This is a genomic window from Paenibacillus sp. PastM-3, assembly GCF_029893965.1.
Lineage (GTDB): Bacteria > Bacillota > Bacilli > Paenibacillales > Paenibacillaceae > Paenibacillus_AQ.
Window position 1 is genome coordinate 39,892 of the sequence record NZ_JARXXP010000011.1, and the last position, 25,256, is coordinate 65,147.

The 25,256-nt window shown below is 50.6% G+C and carries 20 protein-coding genes; 6 read left to right on the forward strand and 14 right to left on the reverse strand.

Annotation, left to right across the window (positions count from 1 at the left end):
• Nucleotides 1-24 precede the first annotated feature (24 nt).
• Entirely contained in the window at nucleotides 25-1,119 is a 1,095-nt protein-coding gene (locus M2108_RS16605) for an AI-2E family transporter (RefSeq protein ID WP_277470502.1), read from the reverse strand.
• 232 nt (nucleotides 1,120-1,351) lie between these two features.
• On the opposite strand from M2108_RS16605, the gene M2108_RS16610 reads away from it, so the two are divergent.
• Both M2108_RS16610 and M2108_RS16615 read left to right on the forward strand, forming a co-directional pair.
• Complete coding sequence (locus M2108_RS16610; RefSeq protein ID WP_277470503.1) at nucleotides 1,352-3,166, forward strand: sensor histidine kinase; 1,815 nt, start codon at nucleotides 1,352-1,354, stop codon at nucleotides 3,164-3,166.
• Entirely contained in the window at nucleotides 3,159-4,763 is a 1,605-nt protein-coding gene (locus tag M2108_RS16615; RefSeq protein WP_277470504.1) for a response regulator transcription factor, read from the forward strand. Before M2108_RS16610 ends, M2108_RS16615 begins: the two co-directional genes overlap by 8 nt.
• A 648-nt stretch (nucleotides 4,764-5,411) precedes the next feature.
• Here the strand turns inward: M2108_RS16615 and M2108_RS16620 are convergent.
• The 6 genes from M2108_RS16620 to rhaM form a co-directional block, all read right to left on the reverse strand.
• Complete coding sequence (locus M2108_RS16620) at nucleotides 5,412-7,064, reverse strand: glycoside hydrolase family 43 protein (protein WP_277470505.1); 1,653 nt, start codon at nucleotides 7,062-7,064, stop codon at nucleotides 5,412-5,414.
• 25 nt (nucleotides 7,065-7,089) lie between these two features.
• On the reverse strand, nucleotides 7,090-9,093 hold the full coding sequence (locus M2108_RS16625) for a beta-galactosidase (RefSeq protein WP_277470506.1): 2,004 nt from the start codon (nucleotides 9,091-9,093) through the stop codon (nucleotides 7,090-7,092).
• A gap of 37 nt (nucleotides 9,094-9,130) precedes the next feature.
• Nucleotides 9,131-9,955, reverse strand: coding sequence for a carbohydrate ABC transporter permease (locus M2108_RS16630; RefSeq protein WP_039872287.1), 825 nt, complete (start codon nucleotides 9,953-9,955; stop codon nucleotides 9,131-9,133).
• 12 nt (nucleotides 9,956-9,967) lie between these two features.
• On the reverse strand, nucleotides 9,968-10,858 hold the full coding sequence (locus M2108_RS16635; protein WP_277470507.1) for a carbohydrate ABC transporter permease: 891 nt from the start codon (nucleotides 10,856-10,858) through the stop codon (nucleotides 9,968-9,970).
• 102 nt (nucleotides 10,859-10,960) lie between these two features.
• Nucleotides 10,961-12,307, reverse strand: a complete 1,347-nt coding sequence (locus M2108_RS16640; RefSeq protein ID WP_277470508.1) for an ABC transporter substrate-binding protein — start codon at nucleotides 12,305-12,307, stop codon at nucleotides 10,961-10,963.
• Between the two features lie 632 nt (nucleotides 12,308-12,939).
• Nucleotides 12,940-13,254: an L-rhamnose mutarotase gene (gene rhaM, locus M2108_RS16645; protein ID WP_277470509.1), complete on the reverse strand. Its 315-nt coding sequence runs from the start codon at nucleotides 13,252-13,254 to the stop codon at nucleotides 12,940-12,942.
• 334 nt (nucleotides 13,255-13,588) lie between these two features.
• Here rhaM and M2108_RS16650 point away from each other — a divergent pair, with 334 nt between their 5' ends.
• Nucleotides 13,589-13,987: a cytidine deaminase gene (locus M2108_RS16650; protein WP_277470510.1), complete on the forward strand. Its 399-nt coding sequence runs from the start codon at nucleotides 13,589-13,591 to the stop codon at nucleotides 13,985-13,987.
• A gap of 112 nt (nucleotides 13,988-14,099) precedes the next feature.
• Nucleotides 14,100-14,900 (forward strand): AraC family transcriptional regulator, encoded by an 801-nt coding sequence (locus M2108_RS16655; RefSeq protein WP_277470511.1) that lies wholly within the window; start codon nucleotides 14,100-14,102, stop codon nucleotides 14,898-14,900.
• Here the strand turns inward: M2108_RS16655 and M2108_RS16660 are convergent.
• From M2108_RS16660 to M2108_RS16675, 4 genes are all read right to left on the reverse strand, one after another.
• Complete coding sequence (locus tag M2108_RS16660) at nucleotides 14,897-15,058, reverse strand: hypothetical protein (RefSeq protein ID WP_277470512.1); 162 nt, start codon at nucleotides 15,056-15,058, stop codon at nucleotides 14,897-14,899. The genes M2108_RS16655 and M2108_RS16660 overlap by 4 nt on opposite strands.
• A gap of 49 nt (nucleotides 15,059-15,107) precedes the next feature.
• On the reverse strand, nucleotides 15,108-16,268 hold the full coding sequence (locus M2108_RS16665) for a glycoside hydrolase family 27 protein (RefSeq protein WP_277470513.1): 1,161 nt from the start codon (nucleotides 16,266-16,268) through the stop codon (nucleotides 15,108-15,110).
• A 152-nt stretch (nucleotides 16,269-16,420) separates the two neighbouring features.
• On the reverse strand, nucleotides 16,421-17,935 hold the full coding sequence (locus tag M2108_RS16670) for a glycoside hydrolase family 43 protein (protein ID WP_277470514.1): 1,515 nt from the start codon (nucleotides 17,933-17,935) through the stop codon (nucleotides 16,421-16,423).
• A gap of 26 nt (nucleotides 17,936-17,961) precedes the next feature.
• A complete protein-coding gene (locus tag M2108_RS16675; protein ID WP_277470515.1) occupies nucleotides 17,962-19,386 on the reverse strand; it encodes a glycoside hydrolase family 43 protein in 1,425 nt (474 codons plus the stop codon).
• 281 nt (nucleotides 19,387-19,667) lie between these two features.
• On the opposite strand from M2108_RS16675, the gene M2108_RS16680 reads away from it, so the two are divergent.
• Together M2108_RS16680 and M2108_RS16685 are read left to right on the forward strand one after the other, a co-directional pair.
• Nucleotides 19,668-20,813: a family 8 glycosyl hydrolase gene (locus tag M2108_RS16680; protein ID WP_277470516.1), complete on the forward strand. Its 1,146-nt coding sequence runs from the start codon at nucleotides 19,668-19,670 to the stop codon at nucleotides 20,811-20,813.
• 42 nt (nucleotides 20,814-20,855) lie between these two features.
• The gene (locus M2108_RS16685; RefSeq protein ID WP_277470517.1) at nucleotides 20,856-21,620 is read left to right on the forward strand and encodes a helix-turn-helix transcriptional regulator; all 765 of its coding nucleotides are present in this window, start codon (nucleotides 20,856-20,858) and stop codon (nucleotides 21,618-21,620) included.
• An 89-nt stretch (nucleotides 21,621-21,709) separates the two neighbouring features.
• On the opposite strand, the gene hflC is transcribed toward M2108_RS16685, so the two are convergent.
• The 3 genes from hflC to M2108_RS16700 all read right to left on the reverse strand — a co-directional run bounded on the left by hflC (nucleotide 21,710) and on the right by M2108_RS16700 (nucleotide 25,248).
• Nucleotides 21,710-22,576: a protease modulator HflC gene (gene hflC, locus M2108_RS16690; protein WP_277470518.1), complete on the reverse strand. Its 867-nt coding sequence runs from the start codon at nucleotides 22,574-22,576 to the stop codon at nucleotides 21,710-21,712.
• Nucleotides 22,573-23,595: an FtsH protease activity modulator HflK gene (gene hflK / locus M2108_RS16695; protein WP_277470615.1), complete on the reverse strand. Its 1,023-nt coding sequence runs from the start codon at nucleotides 23,593-23,595 to the stop codon at nucleotides 22,573-22,575. The genes hflC and hflK overlap by 4 nt, the downstream gene beginning before the upstream one ends.
• A gap of 195 nt (nucleotides 23,596-23,790) precedes the next feature.
• Nucleotides 23,791-25,248 carry a sensor domain-containing diguanylate cyclase gene (locus M2108_RS16700; RefSeq protein ID WP_277506252.1) on the reverse strand — a complete coding sequence of 486 codons (1,458 nt, stop codon included), beginning with the start codon at nucleotides 25,246-25,248 and terminating at the stop codon, nucleotides 23,791-23,793.
• Nucleotides 25,249-25,256 lie beyond the last annotated feature (8 nt).

The window sequence follows — 25,256 nt, forward strand, 5'->3', positions numbered from 1 at the left end:
CTTCCTCCTTCAACTCTCAAATGCCTACAGTCCCTCCCACTTCTCCTTGAGAAACAGCTGGTATGTATGCCTGGATATAATCTTGATTACCATGTACACAGGGATAATAATCAGCATACCGATAATCCCGAAGAAATTCCCCACTCCCAGCACAAGCACCGTTGTTGTAATCGGATGAATATCGAGGCTTTTGCCAAATACCAGCGGTGAGATGATATTATCCTGAATCTGCTGGGCAAGCAAAATAATGATGAGTGACCATAAGCCGACCATAGGCGAAACGGTCAGGCCGATGATTACAATCGGAATAGAGGAAATGATCGCTCCGAAAAAAGGAATAAAGTTCATAATGAAGGCGATCAGGGTCAGTACGAGGGCGTACGGCAGCCCGATCATTAAGAAACCAAGATACATCAGCACGCCCAGTGCCAGATTGATGATGACTCTGCTCACAATATAGTTACTCAGTGCGCCATCGATTTCACCTGTAATCATGCCTGCCCGCTCCCGGAAACGCCTGGGTACCATTTTGACAAAGGTTTTGCCGAACTTGTCCCCTTCCTTAAGCATATAGAACAGCAGAATCGGAAAGGTGAACAGAATGATCGCCAGATTGGACACTGCTGAAAACAATCCGGACACATAGCTGGTCAGCAAAGTAAAGCCCTGGCTCAAATAGTCATTTAACTGGGACAGCAGGCTGAAATCCTCAGGGAACAGCTTGGCGAAAAAGCCCGACTGCTCAAGCTCTGTGATTTTATCATTTACGGCGTCGAACAGCTGCGGGGCATTCTGCACCAGTGTCAGCAGCTGCGATTTCAGCGGAGGCCAAACCCCGCCAAAAAATCCGATCAGCAGCACGCCAAGCACCAGATAGATCAGCAGAATGGCCTGCGTCCGCTTCAGCTTCCAGCGCTTGATCTTCCAGCGCTCCATCAGCGCCAGCAGCGGCCGCAATAAATAATAGAAAAACACCGCCAGCAGCACCGGAATAAGAATTACGCCGGTCAGCGATTTAAACGGTTCAAAGATAAAATCGACCATTGACCCCACATATACAATGAGCAGAACCAGCAGTATTGCCTTACCTATCGTTAAAAATTTGTTCAGCTGCTTCATCTGCCTCCTCCTGCTCCGTTTACAACCCGGCAGCCGGAGCCCGCCGATTACTGTTTTTTTACAACTGTACCCCAGCAATCTTAATGCTGTCTAAGCTGAACCTAAAGATTAGCTAAATAATATGGAGTAGAGAAAAAGTGCATAAAGTTGAAGATTGTCGAATGTTAACCGGGGATGATTGTCCTCCATATTACTGAACGATATACTGGAATGAAGATAGAGGGGGCCTAGCATGGTTGACACTTTTTTCAACACCAGCCTGAAAACAAAAATTGTCATTGTCTTTATTGTGATGATTACCCTGATTACCTCGGCCCTCGGGCTGTACTCCTTTCAAACCTCAAAAAAACAGATTGTCAACAAGGTCAGCGCAACGAACCTGTCTGTGATCCGGCTGATTGACAGTAACATAGTAGAAATGCAGAAAAGCATTAAAGACTGGGTGACGGTATTTAGCCTCTCCCCTGTGGTGCAGAACGCGCTGCAAAATGAACCCGGTGACAATGTCGATCTGGAATCACAGATCTACTCAGGCACGATGTCGGCGATTATGAATCAGATGCTGGTTACCGGCAATTTCGATTACCTGTCCCTTTACGGGCAGGATGAGCTGCCGCTCTATCAGGTGGCCACTGATGACAGCAGCGGTCCGGGCAGCTACAGCCGGATTGCGGCTAGTGATGTTTATAAGCAGACGCTCGAATTTAACGGAGCCTCCTACTGGTACCCGCTTAACAGTGCCAATAATGTCTTTATCGATGTGAACCGCAATGAGAAAATCGCCATGAGCCGGATTGTCCGCAGCACGCTGAACGGCCGGAATATCGGGCTGATCTTTGTCGGCATCAACACCGAAACGATCCGCAAACGGTATCTGAAGGATCTGTATGACGCCTCCCACGGAATCGTGATTCTCGATCAGAATGGCATACCGTTTCTTACTGCCGGCAAGCCTTTTTATAATGAACAGGAGCCGCTGCAGCTGCCCGAAGCGGGGGACGGTAATGAAGACGGCTCGCAGATTATTAACCTGAACGGTGAAGACCTGCTGCTGACGTATACACAGAGCAACGCCGGCTGGCAGATCCTCTATGCGGTTCCGCTCGATACACTGACCAAAGAGCTCAACTCCATCAAGCTGTTTGTCTTTATTGCCATTCTGGTGAGCCTGCTGCTGAGTGTACCCCTGATGCTGGTTATGTCCAATTTTCTGACTGCGCCGATCAAGCAGCTGCTGTATTCCATGCGGCGGTTCCAGAACGGGCACTTTGATGAAAAGGTGGAGGTCCGCTACCGCGATGAGATTGGCCTGTTAAGCCGCGGCTATAATACGATGGTCGGCAATATCAAGACGCTGGTGGATGAAGTATACGTCCTGAAGCTCAAGGAACAGGAAGCCGAGCTCAAGGCGCTGCAGTCGCAGATCAATCCGCATTTTCTATATAACATGCTGGATACGATTTTTTGGGAGGCGGAAAGCGCCGGCCAGGACAAAATCAGCGAAATGGTCATCAATCTGTCCCGGCTGTTCCGGCTCAGTCTGAACCGCGGCAAAAGCTTCACCAGCGTAGCCAAGGAAAAGGAGCTGATCCAGCTCTACCTGTCCCTGCAGCAGATGCGTTTCCGCGACAAGCTCAGCTATTCCATCGACATTCCGGAAAATTTAGACAGCTATGTTATCCTGAAGCTGAGTCTGCAGCCATTTATCGAGAATGCCCTGGTCCATGGCATTGAGCGCAAACGTGAAGGTGGGACAGTCAGCATAACCGGAGTACAGGACGGCGGGTATCTGCATTTTGTCATCGAAGATAACGGAATCGGCATGGATGAAGCGACAATCGCGAAGATTACGGATGTTCAGGAGGACGGCGATATTCACACGGAAGCGAATACCGGCGGCTATGCGGTAGTTAATGTGATCCAGCGGTTCCGCCTCTATTATAAGGATCAGTTCAGGATTCAGTATTCAAGTGAGCCCGGAGCAGGTACCCGGGTAGAGCTTATCATTCCAGTCACATCAGAACCCTTGGAGGAAAACCATGATTAACTTAATGATCGTCGATGATGAAGAACGGGCCAGAACCGGGATCAGAACGCTGATCGACTGGGCCAGCCATGATGTGGAGATCGTTGCCGAGGCGGGGGACGGCGCGGAAGCTCTTGAGCTTATGCATCAGCACCATGTGGACATTCTGCTGGCCGACATCCGGATGCCGGAGATGGACGGTCTGGCCCTGATTGAGCAGGTAAAGCGCGACTTCCCGCATGTGAAATCGGTGATTATGAGCGGCTACAATGATTTCCATTATGTTAAAAAAGCAATCGCACTCGGCGCATCCGACTACCTGCTGAAGCCGAGCAGGCGCCAGGAGATCACAGATACGATCGTTAATGTAGTGGGTGGGATTCTGGAGGAGAAGCGGCAGACAGCGCATCTGAAGCGGTTAACCGAAGGCTTCCGCGAGAGCCTGCCGCTGCTGAAGGAGCGTACGCTCAGCCAGCTGGTGCTGTCCGAGGAGGTGTCCTATGACAAAATCCGGGACAGCCTGGAGCTGAACCGGATCTCCTTCCCCTACGACTATTTCGCTGTCTTCGTCATGCAGCTGGATAATCTCCATTCCCTGCAGAAGAGCTACACGGCCTTTGAGCTGGAGCTGCTGAAATACGGGCTCAAAAATATCAGTGAGGAAACGGTCTGCCAGCCGAATATCGGCCTGAGCTTTGAGCATCAGGATGACATCATCGCTATCCTTAACATGCCTGTTGAGCTGGGCAGCACCGAACTGGCGGCGCTGGCCGGGGAGTTTCAGTCCAATGCCAAAAATTATCTCAAGCTTGGCATTTCTGTCGGCATCGGCGTCACCGGCACCCAGCTGGCCAGCCTGAACCTTTCCTACAGCACGGCCATAGGTGCTCTCGACGATCACTACGCCCTCGGACCGGGCAAAATTGTGAATGCCCAGGATAACCGGACGGCTGAGCACGGGAGCTGGTCCTATCCTATTCTGCAGGAAAAAACCGTGCTGCTGAGTGTTATGAACGGCGACGCGGGCAGTATCCGGGAGAGTCTCGCCACGTTCATGTCGGCGCTGCCTTCCTCCAAGGAACAGATTGTCAGCTGCTCGCTGGCGCTTTATTTTGCCCTGTATAAGCTGTATATCGAGAAAAATGCCGGCGGGATGGACGACTTCGGCCTGAGCCTGCAGGACAGCATCCACAACATTTCCAAGGAGGACCCCGAGGGCATCCAAAGTGAGCTGCTTACCGCTGCCGTCAAGGTCAATGAGCTGCTGAATGCCAAAAAGAACAAAAACAAGCTGTTCGAGTCCATTCTCGCCTATATTGAGGAAAACTACTATAAGGACATCAGCCGCGAAACTGTAGCAAATGAGGTGTTCATTACGCCCGGCTATCTGAGCCTGCTGTTCAAGCAGCAGATCAAGACCAACTTCCTTGATTATCTGCACAAAATCCGCATCGACCAGGCCTGCCTACTGCTCAAGGACCGCAGCCGCAAAATCGGCGACATCGCGATGAAGGTCGGCTACAACGATGAAAAGTACTTTTTTCAGGTATTCAAGAAATACACCGGCTTCACGCCCAACCAGTACCGCAATAATCTGGATGAGACGGGATTAAACTGATAATCCTCTGAATCCAGGGCTCCGCCGTGAGTCCAAGGAAGGTTTGGACTTCCGGCCGCCGGATCAGCGGGGCGATTAAGTGATTGCACTTTGTGCAATAAAATTCTTATTAAATGACCGAAAAACCCATTCTATTGTATTTCGTACAATTGATTTTTGAAAAATGAGGGGAAATTACCTAAAACCCGAGAATCTGTTGTACAAAGTACATTAGATTCAATTTTCAGGCGCGTTTAAGCTTAATCTGTTGTACAAAGTACAATAGATTACTAAATTTTTCGTTATGCCAGGCTCTCGGCAGAGTCAGCTGAGAGTTACAGTGAGGGTAGTTTGAAGCTGAGGTTGAGGACGCCGGATCAATATAAATGCATTTTATGCAACTAAAAGTAGCTGAAAGGAGCGGCAGCACCCGGATAACTGCATTCTGTACAACTAAAGTTGCATAAATCAGCCGAGATCAGCCCCTATGCTGACTTTTAGCTGCACGAAATGCAGTTAAACCGCTACCCGGAGCAAAAACAGGCGGGTTTAGTTGTACCAAGTACAGGTAAGTGTGAATGGTGCGGTGAAGGAAGCATGCTTGCCGTCTGGCTTGCTATACAAAGAAGACCAGCCTCGATAATGAGGCTGGTCTTCTGCATTGATATATTATTTATGCTCCCGATACTCGAAATAATCGAAATCGGCTGTGATCTGCCTGCGATAGGAATCCTGGCAGTTGATGCCGACGAAGGCGCCGGTGAAATGTCCGGAGGTAGAGTATTCATCCGAGCATTTGGTGCCGTCCAGCTCCGGGCCTACCTGCTGCCACTGCTCTCCGTCCGGGGAAGCGAGGAAAATCAGCATGCCCTGGCGCAGCTCGGCACGGAGATAGATTCTCTCCCAGTCCGCGGCGGGCAGCCGGGACTCCGTAAGCTCAACCTTGGCACCATTGTCGGCATACAGAATGCCAACACACTTCCCTCCAAGGCTCTCACTATAGTAAATCCGCAGATAATAGAACATGTTCTGGTCATAGAATAAGGTAAGCCCGGCTGACTGATGATAGTTCTCCGGCGTAAACTCGGCACAGGTCTCCACCGTTGCATTAACAGACTGCAGCCGCCGCGCCACGAGACTTTGCTCATGCAGCGAGAACAGGGATTGCCGCCCGCGCAGCCGCAAGAATCCCGGCCGAGCAGACAGGGTGGCCCAATCCTCATCAATCGGAACCCGCAGGGAGTTCAGGTGAATGTTCCACTCTCCGCTGTCAAAGTCCTCTCTGGCCGGCTCCGGTGCGAACGGATGAGGAGCCAGCTTGGGAGCCGGAGCTTCGGTCAAGGCGGCTTGTCCGCCGCCAATCATGCGCAGCCAACCGTCCTCCGTCCATTGACATGCCTGGATGGCCGTTTCTCTGCCCAGCATACTGCGGATTTGCGGCAGCACAGGCCGGGAGCACAAATGGGCGATGTACCACTCCCCGTTTTGCGTTTCCACCAGCGAGCCGTGTCCGCTTTTTTGCAGCAGGGAATCCGGGTTGTATTGGTATGGCTTGAGGTAATCATCCACATTCCGGCGGTCCAGATTGACCAGCTTGGCGGATGTAATAATCGGATTGCACGGATCAGACTCGTAAGGACCGAACAACTCCCGTGATCTGGCCATTGTGACACCGTGCCCGAAGCCGGTCCCGCCCTCAGCGGTCATCATGTAATAATAGCCGTCACGCTTGTAGATATGCGGAGCCTCCATGCAGCCCATATCCGTTGCCCCGCGGAAGATGCTCCGAGCAGTGCCGGTCAGCTCCTGACGTACCGGATCGTACTCCTGAATAACGATGGAGCCCGGATGCTCGTACCCTTTGCGGGTCTCCCATTCCAGATTGACCAGCCACTTGCGCCCGTCATCGTCATGGAACAATGAAGGGTCGAAGCCCGAGCTGTTGAGATAGATACGCTCCGACCAGGGGCCAAGAATGTCCTTGGCCGTTACCACATAATTGTCCAGATCAAACGCGTTGCCGTTCGTGCTTCTCATAATCGTGTAGATCAGATAAAAGGTCTGCTCCTGCTCATCGTAGGACAGGCACGGTGCCCAAACTCCGCCGGATGCCTCAATCCCCTTCATATCCAGCTGATCCGGCCGGTCCAGCGCATAGCTGAGTGTCTGCCAGTTCATCATGTCCCTGGAATGATGAATCTGCACACCGGGGTACCATTCAAAGGTAGATGTCGCCATATAATAATCGTCACCGACGCGGAGTATCGACGGATCGGGATTGAAGCCCTTCAGTACCGGATTTTGAATCTTTATGGTAGTCAATTTTCTCTCTCCTCCTCTCTATCCGCTATTTCTGCTCCAAAATAATCTGCACTCCCCAAGGCGCAAGCTGAAGCTCAGCGTCTGCAGACACCGCGCTGCCTGAGAGCAGCTCTGTTCCGCCCCTGACCGGACGCAATCCTGCTACCTGCTTGCCGGAGTAATTATAATAGAATCTCACCGGGGTCCCTTCACGTGTTAACGCCGATTTCACGATCAGCGGGAAAGCATATTCCTGCTGCTCTGCCCACAATCCGGTTGTCTGCAGCGTATCACGTATGATAACTGCCAGATCGGCGGCGTCCATCATACAGCCGACATAAGTTGCTGTACCCTCGCCAAAATTGTTCCGTGTAGCGGCCGCACAATTCCCCCACTCCGGATGGTCATAGGAGGCGAGTACTTCTGCGGTCCCCGGAACCAGCAGCTCCATCCAGCTGTTCACTGTACCGGTCCCGCCTTCAGGAAACAGTCCGCCTGTAAGTCCGGTCTCTGCACCCGGCGTAACGAACATGCTGTACCCGATTCCGCAGGCTTCGCTGATGATGCCTGGCTGCTGCCCGGTGCGCACCTTGACCTGCTCGTCCGTAAAGCCGCTTTTGAAGGTATAGAGAACATGGCCGCCGCCCTGCACATACTCATTAAGTGCGAGCAGCGCTTCATCCGATACCGCGTACAGAGCAGGTACAACCACCAGGGAATACTCATGGAGATAAGGGCTGGAAGGCTGGATAAAGTCGCATTCCGCATTCATCCGGTAGAACGCATCATACAGCCAGCGCACCACATCATTGTAATTCTTGCCGTCCGGCAGCTTGAACCATTCTATCGCCGACAGCGTCTCGTTGCTGATCATAAAGGCGATTTTGTTCTTTTTCACGAGTCCGGTCAGCTGCGGACTAAGCCGCTTGAAATCCGCACCGATTGTACAAGCTTCCTTATACACCGGATTTGGCAGGAAATCATGGCTGAGCAGCCCCTTCCAATACGTTTCAAAGGAATTGTGGATCGAGTGCCAATGCCAGTAGGCGACCATGTTCGCACCAGAGCCGATATGGCTGAATGCCAGCAAACGGAGCTGCCCCGGATAAGGCGTCCACTGCGGAAATGCCTGCGCCTGTGTCTCCAGCACCAGATAATTGCTGCGCTTCACGGAGCGTGAAATATCTCCGCCAAAAGCGATCTCGGCCCCGGTCAGTTCGGACTGCGACGGATGATAAATATCCACACCGGCAATATCGAACGGCTCAGCCGCTGCAAAATGATCCACCGAAGGCTGAACGCCGAAGGAATGCCCTCTCCACTCATAGTCGAAATTCTGGGTCACAAACTGCCCCGGCTGCTTGTATTCATTGACAATTGCTACCTGCCAGGCCAGAAAATCATTCACCAGGCCGCGCTGGAAGCGGGCAAACTCAGCACCCAGACTGCCGTTAATCGTACCGACAATAGACGGGAAATCCTCCCAGCTGTCGATCCGGTTGCTCCAGTAGTCGAGACCGAATTGATGGTTGATTTTTTCCAGTGTCTCATACGTGTTACGCATATATTTCACGAACTTCAGCTGGACGTTGTCGCCTGCCGTATCGTAATGCTTGGTTTCATTATCGGTCTGGTAACCGATGACTGCAGGATGCTTATGCACCCGCTCCAGCAGCTTGCGGATGATCCGCTCGGCATAGAACAGGTAGACCGGATGTGTGATGTCCATGATCTGCCGGGCACCGTATTTGCCGCGTCCCGCCGTGGTTACCGCCAGCACATCCGGGTGCTCCTTGACCATCCAGGCAGGAATGGCATAGGTCGGTGTTCCGACTATGACATGGATGCCAGCCTCGTGCATAGCGTCAAGTACGCGGTCTACGGATGTGAAGTCGAACACCCCGTTTTGCGGCTCATGCGTACTCCAGGTGGATTCGGCGATCCGGACAGTATTAATCCCGGCATCTTTCATCATGCGGATATCTTCAGCAAGCCGTTCATAAGGCATGTATTCATCGTAGTAGGCGACACCGTATAGCAGCTTATCCATTGCTTTATTCTCCTTTTGTCAAAAAGTAACGTATCCCTTAGCCCTTCACAGCGCCAGCTGTAACCCCTTTGGTAATCTGCTCGTTGAAGATTGCATAAATAATAATCGCAGGCACCGAGGTCAGCACCATTACCGCAAACTGTGAACCGTAATCCGAGGAATATTGACCGGTAAAGTTCATGACCGAGAACGGCAGCGTTTTAAGCGAATCCTTGCTCAGGAAGGTGGATGCCATAATAAATTCATTCCAGCAGTTCAGGAAGGTCGTCACCACGATCGTCACCAGCGCCGGAGCCGTCAGCGGAGCAATAATGCCGAATACGATCCGGTAAATGTTCGCGCCGTCAATTACAGCCGATTCTTCCATCGCTTTAGGAATAGAGCGCAGAAAGCCTGTCAGCATAAAGGTCCCGAGCGGAACAGAGACTGCAGTATAAGGAAGAATTAGCCCGAGATAGGAATCCGTTAAGCCCAGCGATTTAAAAATAGCAAAGTTAGGCAGCAGCGTCGCATGAATCGGAATCATAATCCCGAGGAGGATCACGGTAAAGAACAGGGAGCGCAGCTTCCATTGCATCCGTGTAAACGCATAGCCCAGCGTAAGTGACAGAACAACCGTCAGTACAATCGTAACCGCCGTTACAAAAAAGCTGTTGAAGAAATACCGGGCAAACTTGCCGTCCACCCACGCGTTAATATAGTTCTGCCACTGCGGAGCATCCGGCCATTTCAGAATGCTGGAGGAATAGAACTCACTGCTGCTTGTAAAAGAGAAATTCACCAGCCAGATGAACGGGAACAGCTGAACAGCGGCGATGATCAGGAAGAACAGCCAGAGCATGATTTTTGTGTTTTTCTTCATGGTGCTTCCCCCTTAGTATTCGGTAGCATCGCTGCGGGTCAGCTTGTTGCTCAGGTAAGTGAACAGCAGACACACGGCAATGAACAGGATGGATATGGCATTGGCATAGCCGTACTGGCTGGCCGAAAAAGCTTTGTTATACAGATACACAGCGAGGAACTGGGTAGCGTCGCCGGGTCCGCCGTTGGTTGTCAGGAATACCATCTCCATCTGCTTCAAGGCAGTGATCATTGCCAGTGTTATCTGAACTGTAATGACCGGCATAAGCAGCGGAACGGTGATACGCAGGTGCAGTTTGAAGCCGGATGCGCCATCGAGGGATGCCGCTTCATAGAGATCTTCCGGGATACCCTTGACTCCCGCATAGTAGAACAAGAGGCCCCAGCCGAAGCCGGCCCAGATCAGAATGACCAGCATGGAGACAAGCGCAGTGCTGCTGTCGCCCAGCCAGGCATGCTTCAGGGCACCAAGCCCCACAGAGTCGAGCAGTTTATTGAGCACGCCGAAGGTCGGATCAAGCAGTGAGAGCCACATTTTTGAAATAACCACGACGGAGATGACACTGGGAATGAAGAAAATGGTCCGGAACCACTTTTCGGCTTTGCCGCCGATCCGGTCCAGCATAACAGCGAAGAAGATGGCAATCGGATGCTGGATGATAATAAAGCCCAGGCCCAGCAGAACTGCATTGCGTAAGGAAAGCCAGAACCGGCTGTCATGAAACAGCAGCTCCGTATAGTTAGCCAGTCCGATAAAAGTCGAATTCGTTCCAGGTGCAAGCGTATCGCGGAATGAGTAGTAACCGCTCAGAACAATCGGAGCCAGAAAGGTTAATGCGAACAGTAAAATGCCGGGAAAAACAAACAGAAAGATGGCAAGCTTGTTGTTAAGCACTTTATGCATGGGCGTTTCCTCCATCCTCCGGACGGACAAAGGGCAGGGTGTTCACTTATGTTCCCTGCCCTTGTTCGTACCGTTATCTTTATAGTTGTAAAAGGGGCCGTCTTACTGGGAAGCCGCCGCAGCCTGCAGATCGCTCAGCAGCTGCTCCGCCGTGGAGCCGCCGGCAAAGAATTTGCCGAAGGCATTCTGGGAATCATCCTTGAATTTCGGTGTTCCGTAGTCAAGACCCAGCGAGCCCGCAGTAGTAGTCGCGCCGGTGAGCACTTCAGTCAGCTCCTTCTGGAGGCTGCTTTCATTACCGTTCAGCTGATAGGTCTGAGCCGGAACCGCAGCACCGATATCCCATACGGTTTTGGCCCACTGATTCGCGCTCATCAGATAATCAAAGAATTTCTTGGCTTCCTCCGGATGCTTGGAGCTGTTCACCAGGGAGTAGCCGCCGCCGTTCCACGCCAGCAGGTCCGTGTTCTTGCCTTTGCCGCCGTCTACTACCGGGAACTTGAGCACCGCTACATTATCGCGGAAGGTCTGCGGAAGATTTTCATTAGTCGCCATCCCTGCTTCCCATGAGCCCATGTACCACATGGCTGCCCGCTCCTGGGTGAACAGGTTCTGGGATGCACCGTAGTCGGAGGTCATGTACGATGCCTGGAACAGTCCGCTGTCTCTGGCCTCGCCCAGCAGCTCAGCCGCTTTTTTAAAGGTTTCGTCTGTGGTGAAATCCTTCTTCTTGGCAACGGCATCCAGCATCAGGTTCTGGTCTCCGCCGACACGGATCACGAGATCCTGGAAGAATGCGCCGAAGCTCCACAGATCCTTACCGTTGATCGACATCGGCTCAATGCCCTTTTCCCGGAACTGCTTGCCTGCTTCAATCAGCTCAGCGTAAGTGGTCGGTACTTTGATGTTATTTTCTTCAAACAGCCGTTTGTTGTAGTAGATTACTTCATAGTCACTGTTGCGCGGGAGGCCGTACAGCTTATCGTTGAACGTGAAGGAGGTGTATACGCCCGGCAGGAAGCTGAAGGCTTCTCCTTCATACTCGGCAGGATCGAGCTCCTTTACATAACCGGCTTGTACCAGTGTGTTCAGCTCGGCGCCGCCGTGCACCATCGTAACATCGATCGGCTCATTGGAGGCCATGTAGGCTTTCAGCTTGTTTTTGAACGGCTCCTCGGCCAGTGTTTCCAGCTCGATTTTGACATTCGGATTCTCTTTGGTGTAATTGTCGATGACCATCTGCTCTGCTAACCCCTGGCCCGATTTACGGTCCGGCAGGTTGGAGAAGACGCGCAGCGTTACCTGCTCCCCGCCTGCTGCCGGTGCATTATTTCCTTCGGATGCCGCCTGATTGCCGCTGTTATTGTTGCCGCATGCGCTGAGTACAGCTGTTGCTGCAAGTGCCCCGGCCAAAAATGCGTTTCTGCCTGAGAGTAAACCTTTGTTCATGTTGAATCCCCCTCAAAGATCGGTATGTTTGGTTTGTTTAGCTAAGTGGTGTTCGTTCTTTCTGACCTCATATTATCAGAGCAGTCCCCCGGCGGCAGTAGAGAAAAAGTGAGGAAGGTTGAAATTTATCGAGACCGTTCAAGTTTGCAGCAAAGTTATACTGTACTATATTTTAGATAGAACAAGCGATTTTTTGTTATAGCTTCCCCTTTTTCCGGTCTCATTAGAACGGCGTAACGTTCATGCGGGCTACATGTGGCGGACTTAATGGATTGTTTCCACTAGGCTGGGAGTAACGAGCGCCTGCGAAGGGAGTAACGAGCGCCTGCGAAGGGAGTAACGAGCGCCTGCGAAGGAATCAAGAGCATTTTTGCCTTTCATTTCGCACATTCCGCACTATGCGCCGGAATCAAAGGCATTTTTGCCTCTCATTCCACACAACCCACTTTTTCCCCCTCCGCCTGCCATAGCACCGCCGTACCGCTCCCCACTCAACGTAAATAAGCCAGCCGAATTGTTTCAGCTGACCGTTTAACACTAAGACTTATTACCTGACAAGGTCTTCTAATATAACTGAAGGCATAAAACAAAAATGCCCCTGACTCTCGTCAAAGGGCATTTCAAACCACCAGCTATTCCAGGTAGAATACTTCCTTCAGGCTCTTGGACACCGGGCTGTTATCCGGATTGGTCTCCATCAGCGGCTCCATGTAGACCCACCATTTCCGGCAGATCTCGGTCTGGGACATCTGATCCCACTTGGCTTCGTCCTCGATCTCCACGTAGGCAAACAGATTGCCGGTTTCTTCGTCAAGAAAAATAGAATAGTTGTGTGAGCCGTGGTTTCTCAGCTCTTCAGCCATCTCCGGCCACAGCTCATCATGGCGGCGCTTGTATTCCTCATAGCAATCCGGGTAAACACGCATAATGCTCGCTTTTCTAATCACTGTTCAGCACTCCAGACCTGTTTGGTTTATTAAAAAAACATAAATGAACTATATTGAACATTATATTAGATAAATGAACTTTTTTGAAGTTAAACAAACGAAAATAAACTCTCTTTGCAGACAAGTATCCCGGAAATAGATGTCGAATACTCTCTTAGATTGGGTTAGGTGTCGCCCGTCTGCCCTCACGCCCAAACACCCTGATGCCTCTGCAACCAGGTGCACATTGACAAATAACCAGCCTGACTATAATATTAGAAGTCCTGCCAGCTGTTTGCTGGCGATAAGGGGATCTGGCTTTACAGGTTCATTCTTATTGAAAAGGGTGGTTTGAATGGATAAAGAGCAACTGATGGAAAGCGCACGCAAGGTTAAAAAGGCGGCTTACATCCCCTATTCCAAATTTCCGGTCGGTGCAGCACTACTGCTGGAGGACGGAACTGTGATTAACGGGGTTAACGTAGAAAATGTATCCTTTGGCGCGACAAATTGTGCTGAGCGGACCGCTTTTTTCACGGCTATTACTAACGGCTACTCCAAAGGTGATTTTAAGGCTATCGCTATAGCCGGTGATACGGAGGATTTCCTGCCGCCCTGCAGTATCTGCAGACAGGTCATGGCTGAATTCTGTTCGCCTGAAATGCCGGTTTACCTAACCAACAACAAACAGGATATATTGGAACTGAAGCTTAGAGAATTGCTCCCTTATGCGTTTACTGAACTGGATATGTAATATAGCAACTTGTAAAAAAGCAAGAAGCTGCGCATCTTTGCGCAGCTTCTTTTGGCATAGTACAATTATGGATAAATCGAACGGATAACTTGATAGGATGCAGGTGCTGACTATGAAGACTATGTATTACAGCTTCACTGAGGGTTCAATCAGCAAGGGGAACGGATATAAACCGGCAAATTTACATAAATGGGGACCTGGTGTCCGCGATGTATATGCCCTGCATTATATTGTCAGCGGCAAAGGCTATTTAAAGACAGGTCAGGCTACATATCCATTAAAAGCCGGCGAGAGCTTTATCATTTTCCCGCACATGGAAGTGTATTATTATCCTGATCACCAGGACCCGTGGGAGTATTACTGGATTGAGTTTAGCGGGCCGGAAGCCTCCCGTCTGCTGTCGATGATCAGCATTGCCCCGGACCATCCGGTGGCGGAGGCTTCCCCGCAGGATTTCGAGGCATTATTTCAACTGTTTAAAACAGCCGGAACAGAGCCGTTTGAACGGGAGCGTGCGGATGCAGGACTGCAGCTTCTTTTGTCCTATTACATGGAATACTATCCGAGTGCCCAGGCTTTGCTCAAAAAAGATTACGCATTGTCAGCAAAGGAATACATTGAAAGCAACTATTGGAAATCTTCTTTATCCGTTCTTGATGTAGTCGATTACGTGAAGATTGAGCGCAGCTATCTGTTCCGGCTGTTTAAGGAAGTTAACGGCCTGTCCGTATCCGCCTACCTGACGGCCTTCCGGATTCAGCGTGCCTGTGAGCTGTTAATTTATTCCGAATTATCCGTCAAGTCATTAGCATATTCCGTTGGTTATCAGGACCCGTTATATTTCTCCAAGGTATTCAAAAAAGCAACCGCATACACTCCATCGGAATATAGATCAGTTCACCGGGCCCTTTAGCGAAACAGCACACATTTTCCGGATTCCCGGAAATACCTGATCAGCTGCTCAATAGGGTCGCGTCCGCATTTCAGCTGCTCGCCAAGACAGTCTATACACAGGAAGTCCTTGGCATTGCGTGTAACAAGCTTCAGATAAATGGCCACATCATCCGTCATTAGCGGAACCCCGCAAGTCCGGCATATCCGGTTTATATTCATGCTGCCCTCACACCAGTTTAGCCCGTACAATCAGACAGTCATGGGCTGCAACTACCGGAGCAAATCTTTCTTTGAATACGCCGATTTCTTTGTGTTCCCAACAGTCGTATAACGACAACGATTTCCCTGACGCATACGGGAGCCCGACATCCCAGAATTGCAGGGAAATTTCCCTTTGCCCGTCACTCAGATTGAAGAAGCCGATCGCGAGGTCTCCGTCTGCCAGTACTTTTACCAGCATAAATACATCATCTGTATGGAACCACTGCGGCTCCGGTTTGATACGGTAGGCCCCGCGCCCCTCCGCATCCTGGTTGATGGCGAGCAGCTCCCTGTTCAGAAGGATATCCTTGGTTACCTGATTGGCTGAACGGATATCGCTGCCGATCATCAGCGGAGACCCCATCATGCACCATAGCGAAAAATGGGTCTTGTATTCTGCATCGCTGCAGCCGCCGATCTGATTTCCGATAAAGCTGCTGTTGCTGCCGCCATACATGCCGACCACCAGCATATCCAGGTCATTATGACAATACGAGCCTGTAGTGCTCGCTTTATCCAGCTGGGACAATGTAAGCTTCTTGATCGATTCCCAGCTGTCCTGAATATCCTCTGTAGACCGGTACATATGCGCCCCTGATTCCCGGATCCAGTGATAGACATTATCCTCGCCCCAGTTGCATGCCGAGAACAGTATATCTCTGCCGCAGTTTTTAAGCGCCAGGCTCATGCGTTTGTACAGCAGCTCCCCTGAAATATGTCTTGGCTTGAAGCAGTAGTCATACTTCAGGAAATCCACACCCCACGCTGCCAGCAATGCCGCATCCTGAAATTCATGCTCGAAGCTGCCGGGATATCCCGCGCAGGTGTGGGTGCCTACACAGGAATACATTCCGAATTTGAGCCCTTTGGAATGGATATAATCTGCAAGCGCCTCCATTCCACTCGGGAATTTCTCGGGATCGGCGACTAAATTGCCCTCTGCGTCTCTTTCCTTCAGGCTCCAGCAGTCATCAATCACAATGTACTCATAGCCGGCAGCCTTGTATCCCTCAGCAACAAAGGTATCAGCGGCCTCCCGGATTAGCTGCTCATTAATGTCCCAGGTAAAGGTGTTCCAGGAGTTCCATCCTAAAGGGGGCTTAAGGCCGAGCTGTTGTATGTTCATTTGAAATGCGCTTCCTTTCTTTAGTTCAAGTATAGAATCTTAGTGTATTTAATCATATCCGGGTGCATTAGAACTATAACCTGGCGTTGCTTTCATATGGACATTTGATGCTTTTATCTGTAATTTAGTTGTACATGGCAAGCTCTGAACAACTACTGCTGCCTGATATAATGGAAATAATCGAAATCTGCATAACCGCCGGCCTGACGGGTCGCATAATGAAACAGTCCGATTCTATAGCCCATAAAATGATCCAGTGTGTACTTCATATGCAGTGTCCGGCCGATCGGGTTCCACGCTATCCCATCCTCCGAATAGAAGAAGGCTGCTTCATCCAGGCTATTCCTGAAATTGAAATCAATCCTGAGAAAAATTCGTTCACCCGTGAAGCTCACACGTTCCACCCGCTCTTCGCGGCCGTCGCCGCCGTTAACACACATGTCGACAGTGAACTGCCCGTGCTCTCCGGCTGCAATCCTTACGGTGCCGAATTGATTTTGCAGGGCTGCCATACCTGCCCGGTCACCGGGCTGCATGCCCGAAATCTCTACCACCGTTTCCGCGCGGCAAGCCGGTCCCTCCGTCCGTTGCGTCAATGTATTGCGCGCCGTCAGGATGCTGTCTGCCGGCTGGCCGGTGCGCAGGCGCAGATAGCCCGGCCGCTCGGTAACAGACCATAACGCGTTGTCGGGATTATGGTTCCACTGCCAATTCAAGGCCAGCTTATTCGTGCCATAGTCAAATTCATCACTGATGACAAGCGGCTTTGCTTCTGCGGCAGGAAGCCTCGTCTCAAAGCGTTGAGGTGCCGTGCCATCATCCCCGATGACCGGCCAATCCTTATCCCAGCGCACAGGAAGCACACAGGGAATCCGCCCGACAGCATCATGATCCTGGAACAACACTGCATACCAGTCGTTATCCGGAGTATCGACGATTCCGCCCTGCGCCACACCGTTATTATGGTAGCCCAGATCATCGTCCAGAATGATTCTGTGCTCGTAAGGGCCCAGAAGTTCACGTGAACGGTAGCAGACCTGACGTCTTCGTTTATTACCGGTTGTTGGCCATTCTATAAAGAATAAATAATAGTAACCGTTTAGCTTGTAGGCATGACAGCCTTCGATCCGCAGCCCCATATCTGTCCGTTCGCCCTCAAGCAGCAGCTGATCGGCTCCGCCCGGCTCCACAGCCGTAAGATCTCCCGTCAGCTCCTTGATGCGGATATCACCATTACCATAGATCACATAATTGCGGCCATCGTCATCTAGCAGCAGGGCGGGATCGTGGTGCAGCCCCGGTATGACTGAACGTTCCCAGGTGCCTCGTTCAATATCATCCGTGCGGTAAATATAGAACTGATCCATATCATTGGATGAGAAACAGACGTAGAACAACCCGTCTTTGTATTTAAGCGAAGCTGCCCAGGATCCCTTGCCGTAGATACCCTTACCATCCAGCAGCCGGTGGGCATCGTTATCCTCGAAGGTATCATATACGTAATTTACAATCTCCCAATCTCTGAGATTAACCGATTTCATAATCGGACAACCCGGCATGGAGTGCATACTGGTACTGACCATATAGAAAAAAGGTCCAACCCGGATAACGTCAACATCCGGTACATCAGCCCACAGGACTGGATTCGATATAGTAGCGGTGTCCACTAATTTACCCTCCTTAAGATGCAGATCTACTCGGTAAATTGCCAGGATACAAGCCCGAACAGTTCAGCCTCATTTGGACCCGCAAATACCAGGTAGAGATCATGGATGCCCTCTGCTCCGCTGACCTCTGTCCTCCACTCACCCTCTATCTCCGGCCCGTTAGCAGCAGGAACGGACAGCTCACCAATCAATGGCCCCGCCGGATCATCCAGATGAAGCTCTATAGAACCGCCCTCCAGGCTTACGACAACGGCAATGAATGCTGCTGCACCCTTTTTCCCAAAATCAACACCGGACAATCCGATCCAGTCGCCATTGCCTATACCGGTTACCCGCCGTTCTGTTGTATCTGCCTTACCTTCTGTCTGTATTCCGGCACTCCACCCTATGGTGACAGCCTGGACACGTTCGTACGGATTCAGGCATCGAATCTGCTCTACGCCTTTATAATCAGCTTCAACATCACGGATGGAACCATCCCCGTTATGAAACAGCCGGTTGAGATGCGTAGAACGGTAGCCGTTGGCAATTCCCTGTGCCTTGGACAAGGTCTGTGCATGATAGGCGATATACCACACATCATGAAATTGGAAAATCGCATGGTGGTTATTGCCTGACACTCCGAAAAAATGTCCCGGATTCTTCAGTATCGTCCCTTGATATGACCAGGGCCCCATCGGATGGCTGCTTGTCATATACGCAATCTCTCCTGCAGGAGGACTGCCTTCCGGACGTTCACCGTCATAGAAATTTGAACAGTAAGTAAAATAATAGACGCCACCGTGTTTATGTATGCCGGCATCTTCGAACATGAACGGGGCAGGTATAACCTCTGCTGAGCCTGTAACGCTGATCATGTCCTCTCCCAGCCTCATCATCCGTGCCGTGCCGGGCTCCGCATATTCTCCTTCCGGCACCCCGCCTCCGAAATAAATGTAACCATTGCCGTCATCATCTACCAGAACCGCCGGATCAAATAGCCAGGTTACCTCCTCAACTCCCGGAGTCGAACGCAGGATGAGGGCTTCGCCGATAGGATCAATCCATGGTCCCACGGGACTGTCACTCGACAGAACGCCTATACCGCTGGCATTATTGGCGAAATACAAAAAGAATTTATCCTTGCCGCCGATAACTTTATGCACCGCTGCAGGCGCCCAGGACTGGGTTGCCCACTTGGCTTCGCCGTGCGGTCCTGCCACCTTGATCTCACCGTGGTCAGTCCAGTTGACCAGATCACTTGAGGAAATAACCGCTATCTTATTGATACTGCTGTAAGTATTTTCTTTTACCGTACCATTCTCATCGTATTCCAGCGCGTCATTGGTCATGTAGAGATAGACCCGGTCACCGAACACAAGGGCATAAGGATCAGCCCCGTATCTGTGTGCAACCAGCGGATTACCATTAGGAGGAACCTTTCCGGTTGCTTGATTGAACTGAATTCTCATTTTATCTCCTCCAAGTGTTAAATATAGGGTGGTATTTTTCTGCCTGAGATGGGGCCTGGCCCGGTTCATAATGATTATAGTCAGACGTTTTTCATGAAGTCCATGACAGATCAGCACTCAGAATTGATCTATTGTCATATTCGTGCAGCTGTCATCCGATGTCCTTCGCAGGGATTCCGGGAGACGTACATATCCTATACTTTTTAAAGAAAACGCTTTAATTTCTTCACCTCCGTCCATGTTATACTTTGTGGCAAATACAGATCTATTGGAGGGCGGTTATGAAAATAGTCCAAGAGGGTTCCTTTTATACCGGAGAATATAGAAGCTTGTTCAGAGAATCGGGAGTACCGGAGGAGGTTATCCAAAAAAGACTTGAGGATACCTGGAACGAACTGTTTTATGGTGCTCCCGATGTCCGGATCTACCATCCGATGGGTGAAGATAAGGGATACATCGTCGATACCGGCAATACGGATGTGCGGACTGAAGGCATGTCCTATGGAATGATGATGGCTGTTCAAATGAACAAAAAAGAGGAATTTGACCGGCTCTGGAAATTCGCCAAGGTGCATATGCAGCACAAGGAGGGCCGTTACAAGGATTATTTCGCCTGGCATTGCACACTGGACGGAACACAGCTGTCGCCGGGTCCGGCTCCGGACGGGGAAGAGTTTTTTGCCATGGCCCTGTTCTTTGCCTCTAACCGCTGGGGAGACAGTGCCGAACCATTCAATTATTCCGAGCAGGCACGGATCATTCTCAGAGCTTGCGTCCACAAAGGGGAAGATGGTGAAGGCGATCCGATGTGGGATCCGGCGACCAGGCTGATTAAATTCGTTCCTGAAAGTCCTTTTAGCGATCCTTCCTATCATCTGCCGCATTTCTATGAATTATTTGCCCTGCAGGCGGATGAACAGGACAGGGCTTTCTGGAAAGAAGCTGCTGACAGAAGCAGAGCTTATCTGCACAAAGCCTGTCACCCGGAAACCGGCCTGTCTCCCGAATATGCCAACTATGACGGAACCCCGGCTGAACCGCAGCCGCATGGGGACTTCCGCCATTTCTTCAGCGATGCTTACCGGGTAGCGGCTAATATCGGGCTGGATTATGAATGGTTCCGCAGCGACCCTTGGCAGGTGGAGCAATCCAACCGGATTCAGGCCTTCTTCCGGGACATTGAAGTTGCCGATTACCGCCGCTACACGATAGACGGCCAGCCTTTTGAAGAGCCGTCTCTTCATCCGGTCGGCCTTCTGGCAACACTGGCCATGGCTTCGCTCGCTGCCGACGGACCTGATGCCGGACATTTCGTCAAGCTGTTCTGGGATACACCGCTGCGCACCGGAGCCCGCCGGTATTACGACAACTGCCTGTATTTTTTCAGTCTGCTGGCTCTCAGCGGAAACTATCGTATTTATTCTTAATGATCGCAAGAATGACACCATGACTGGTCAGGAGGAAATAAGATGGCCCATATTCACTTTGTTGAGTGCAATACCGCGCACACTGGCAATTTTGCTATTGATGTTCCGGCGGGCCATCACTGGCTCCTTGTTATCACCAAGACACCGGCGCAATTCTGGGTAAACGGCGGACTCAAGGAATACCCTGCCCACAGTGCAGTCCTCTACCGCCCGCAGCAGAAAGTCTATTACCGGTCCTGCACCGGTCATTTCGTCAATGACTGGATCCGCTTTGAATCCGATGAGGCTTATATTACAGAATCTCCGCTGCCGTTCGGCATTCCTTTTGCTCTTAGTGACCCGCAATACTGCGAGAAGCTGATAGAGCTGCTTGTCGTTGAACGCAGTTTCAACCTGGACTGCAAAGAATCTTCCACCGATCACCTGCTGCGGACACTGTTTAATAAGCTCTGGGAGTCGTACTTCCAGGATAAAATCACACCGCAACACTACAACTTACTGAAGCTGCGGACCGCTATCCAGAGTAATCCCGGCGATTATTGGACTGTGTCCAGAATGGCTGATTTTCTGCGCATCAGTCCGGGCTATCTCCAGAACATTTACAAAAAGACATTTGGAATTTCATGTATGGATGACGTCATCAACAGCCGGATCCGTATGGCAAAAGAATATTTAATTCACAATGCGCAGAGTATCGCTGAAGTGGCCTCCCGGTGCGGATATCAGAATGTGGAGCACTTCTGCAGGCAATTCAAGCAAATAACCGGGCGCACACCGGGCAATTTCCAAAAGTATGCAAAAAATTAAATAATAAAAGCCCCTCCGGCCGAACAGCGACAAGTACATCTGGCAGATGTCTTTGTGCGCTGTGTGCATGAGGGGATTTCTTTTAGGGGCTATTGCCCCAGCAGTATCTTGGCATAAGGTGAATCAATCGGGATCATGATCACTGGTTCATTCTGCAGCGTGGTCACATAACTTTCCAAGGTACGGTAGAAGCTGTAGAACTCCGGAGACTTGCCGTAAGCCTGATTGTAGATTCTGGCCGCTTCCCCTTCGCCTTCAGCGATTATTTTCTTGGAATCGGCTTCGGCCTGGGCCATCAGCTCTGTGGAGGTACGGTCAGCTCTGGAGGTTATTTTCTTGGACTCCTCGTCGCCCTCGGACAGGTATCGTGCAGCAATGGACTGGCGGTCCGAAATCATCCGGTTATACACGCTCTGTTTGTTCCCTTCCGGCAGATCGGTACGTTTGATCCGTACATCAATCACTTCAATTCCGTAGTCATCACGGGTTAAGGCGGAAATGACGTCTTTGGTGATCTCATCGTTAATATTGCCCCGCCCGGTGTCCTCACTGATAATATTCTCATAATTGATCTCCGACAGCTTGCGGCGTACCGAGTTATACACCGCTTCATCAATCCGCTGAATCCCGCCGCCTACCGTTTGTACGGTTCTCAGGAACTGCGAGGCGTTAGTAATTCTCCAGACGGTATAGTTATCGACCACAATCGGCTTCTGGTCTTTGGTCAGAATGTTGGTAGGCGAGCTTTCGTAGGTCATCTGATATTTAGGAAGCGCTGAGACATTTTCGATAAAAGGGAGCTTCAGCTTCAGTCCGGGCTCCTCGACGGTACGCATCGCTTCACCGAAGCGGAGGACTACCTTGTATTCGCCTTCCTTCACTACATACATCGAGCCGGCTAGCAGTATAACTAGAACTACAGCTGATATCAGGGTGATGATCTGGTTTCTTTTCACTGTGCATCTCCTCCTTGCGGCGCTGCTGAAGCGGACGGGCTGGACGTCGTACTGCGCATCAATTCATTCAGCGGCAGATAATTGACTGTATCGCTACTCGAGTTGGTGATGAAGATTTTGGCGTTAGGCAGAATCGTCTCCAGCGTCTCCAGAATCAGCCGGCTTTCGGTTACACTCTTATTGTTGACATATTCAGTATAAATGGCATTGAACTGGGCTACATCCCCTTGCGCGTTCAGGATACGCGACTTCTTCTCCCCCTCTGCTCTCTCGAGCAGCGCCTGCGCTTCACCGCGTGCTTTGGGAATGATATCGTTCTCATACTTCTTGGCGTTGTTAATCTTCGTGTTCTTCTCTTCACGGGCATTGGTTACCTCGCGGAAAGCTTCCTCTACCTGACCGCTCGGCGGTTCAATATCCTGGAATTTGATATCAATGATCTGGATGCCCGTGCTGTATTTATTCTGCAGCTCGACCAGCAGCTCACGGACTTTGTCCTGGATCACTGTCTTTCCGTCCGTAATTGCATAATCCAGCTTCTCGGAACCAATCACAGCGCGAATCGATGAGCTGGCCGAGTTGCGCAGGAATTGTTCCGCATCATCAATGTTATACAGATAATCGTGGATATTGCTGATCTTCCACTGGACTACAGCATCGGCAGATACGATATTCTCATCGCCGGTAATCATCATCGCTTCATCTTCAACGGGTACAGCTCCATCGGCCTCCTGACGGTACCCGATATGTATTCTCTGGGTCAGCTCCGCAGGCACTGTAATGACTTCCTGTATGGGATAAGGCCATTTGAAATGCAGTCCGGCTGAGGATTCATTTGTATATTTGCCGAAGGTCAGGATAGCTGCACGCTCCTGCTCCTGCACCGTATAAAATGATGTCGAGCCCAGGTAAATCAACACTACAGCAGCGGCTCCCCATAGTCCAACCTTCTTAAAATTTCCCGGTTTCAGCCCGGGCAGCTTGCGCCCCGGCACCGGATTCCCGCCATCCCCATTCATGAAATTCAAGATGCATCGCTCCTTTTTGCGTATTTAAGTCTCTATAGAGATACATATACGTAAATAAAACAAAAAAGTCGCAATTTTCGCGACTTTTTTCATTCTTGCTGTATTTTACTGCATTTCTCTCTTTATAAAGCTCGTTGTGCTGCATGACATGATTACGTTCGCAAGCTGAAATTAGGCTGCAGCCTTCTAAGGATTTTGAATGATGACTGTACGATTACGCCCCTCCGTCTTTGCCTGGTACATAGCATTATCGGCAAGATGAAACAGCTCGGATGAATCGGTTGCATGCTGAGGATAAAGGGCGATTCCAATGGAAACCGTGACAGGAATTTGTCCGGGAACAGCGGATTTCTCCACCGCTGAACGGACCTGCTCTGCTGCCCGGAAGGCCAAGGTACTATCCTTATTCTTAAGCAAAACTACAAACTCCTCTCCGCCGTAACGCACACTCAAATCAGGAGATGCAATATTCTCCTGTATGATGTCTGCCACGTGTTTCAGGACCGAATCTCCCGCCTGATGTCCATAGGTATCGTTAATCGTTTTGAAACGGTCAATATCCAGCACCAGAATGGCAAAAGGAATATCCTGCTCCGTCCAATGGTTCAGAGTACCCTCAAACATTCTGCGGTTAGCCAGTCCGGTCAATGTATCCGTCTTAGCCTCTTGGCTCAGCCGTTCATTCTGCCTCTGAACATTTCGCAGTGCCCCCATTACCGTACGTGTTAACAAATCCGCTTCCCGGTTCCAGTGCGCACGCAGCTCCGGAATCTCTGTGTTTCCCTGATCAAACCTCTGGACGAGATTTGCCAGCAGGATAAAAGGATTAACAATTTTGTATGCGGACCATATCACAACCAACAGCAATAGCAGCAGGGGAACGGCCATATACAAGAGCATGATCTTCACATGCTGGTAAAGCTGATTATATATTGTCTGGGCAGGCGAAACTACGACCAGTCCCCAGTCCGTGGAAGGAACCTTGGTATAACCCGCCAGTAAATCAACGCCGCTCAGATTTATATATTGCCCTTTCCCTTCCCGGTCATTGTTCAGCTGCTGAATGACTGACAGTGAGCTAAGATCCTTGCCAATACGGGCCTTATCAGGGTGGTATACAACTACACCCTTGGAATCAACAATATAGAAATACGAGCTTCTGTCTTTTTTGATCTGGCTGCCAAAAATTTCATTCAGAATGTTCTTGTTCTCTAAATAGATTGTTCCTCCAATCATTCCTCTGTAGTTCCCTTGTTTATCGAAAACAGGCTCTGTCACCAGAATAATTCTCCGTTTCGTTCTCGGAGTCGTATAGACTTCCGAAATAAACGGCTTTCTGGAGTCCAAGGCATGCAGCGCTTGTTCAGATGAAATATACGCACCGACTCCCCCCACTGATGCAGGAGATACGGCCAGAATTTGACCCTTTTCGTCAACAGCCATAAGGGAATTAAAGGAACTGCTGCTGCTCCGGGCAAGATCCAAATTGAATGCCAGATCAGCATTACTCAACAGCCCATCGTTCCCCACTAACAACAGGGAGACATTCCCGAGACTTGCGCTCATGGATTCAAATAAGGTATCCATAGTCTGGCTCATCTGTTGGGCTGTGGAATAGTTAAGCTCCAGCGTATTATTAATCAATGATTCCT

What these genes read in the sequence shown, in the direction of transcription:
- M2108_RS16605 (WP_277470502.1), bottom strand. Translation starts at nt 1,119, where the DNA reads ATGAAGCAGCTGAACAAATTTTTAACGATAGGTAAGGCAATACTGCTG.
- M2108_RS16610 (WP_277470503.1), top strand. Translation starts at nt 1,352, where the DNA reads ATGGTTGACACTTTTTTCAACACCAGCCTGAAAACAAAAATTGTCATT.
- M2108_RS16615 (WP_277470504.1), top strand. Translation starts at nt 3,159, where the DNA reads ATGATTAACTTAATGATCGTCGATGATGAAGAACGGGCCAGAACCGGG.
- M2108_RS16625 (WP_277470506.1), bottom strand. Translation starts at nt 9,093, where the DNA reads ATGGATAAGCTGCTATACGGTGTCGCCTACTACGATGAATACATGCCT.
- M2108_RS16630 (WP_039872287.1), bottom strand. Translation starts at nt 9,955, where the DNA reads ATGAAGAAAAACACAAAAATCATGCTCTGGCTGTTCTTCCTGATCATC.
- M2108_RS16635 (WP_277470507.1), bottom strand. Translation starts at nt 10,858, where the DNA reads ATGCATAAAGTGCTTAACAACAAGCTTGCCATCTTTCTGTTTGTTTTT.
- M2108_RS16640 (WP_277470508.1), bottom strand. Translation starts at nt 12,307, where the DNA reads ATGAACAAAGGTTTACTCTCAGGCAGAAACGCATTTTTGGCCGGGGCA.
- M2108_RS16650 (WP_277470510.1), top strand. Translation starts at nt 13,589, where the DNA reads ATGGATAAAGAGCAACTGATGGAAAGCGCACGCAAGGTTAAAAAGGCG.
- M2108_RS16655 (WP_277470511.1), top strand. Translation starts at nt 14,100, where the DNA reads ATGAAGACTATGTATTACAGCTTCACTGAGGGTTCAATCAGCAAGGGG.
- M2108_RS16660 (WP_277470512.1), bottom strand. Translation starts at nt 15,058, where the DNA reads ATGACGGATGATGTGGCCATTTATCTGAAGCTTGTTACACGCAATGCC.
- M2108_RS16665 (WP_277470513.1), bottom strand. Translation starts at nt 16,268, where the DNA reads ATGAACATACAACAGCTCGGCCTTAAGCCCCCTTTAGGATGGAACTCC.
- M2108_RS16675 (WP_277470515.1), bottom strand. Translation starts at nt 19,386, where the DNA reads ATGAGAATTCAGTTCAATCAAGCAACCGGAAAGGTTCCTCCTAATGGT.
- M2108_RS16680 (WP_277470516.1), top strand. Translation starts at nt 19,668, where the DNA reads ATGAAAATAGTCCAAGAGGGTTCCTTTTATACCGGAGAATATAGAAGC.
- M2108_RS16685 (WP_277470517.1), top strand. Translation starts at nt 20,856, where the DNA reads ATGGCCCATATTCACTTTGTTGAGTGCAATACCGCGCACACTGGCAAT.
- hflK (WP_277470615.1), bottom strand. Translation starts at nt 23,595, where the DNA reads ATGAATGGGGATGGCGGGAATCCGGTGCCGGGGCGCAAGCTGCCCGGG.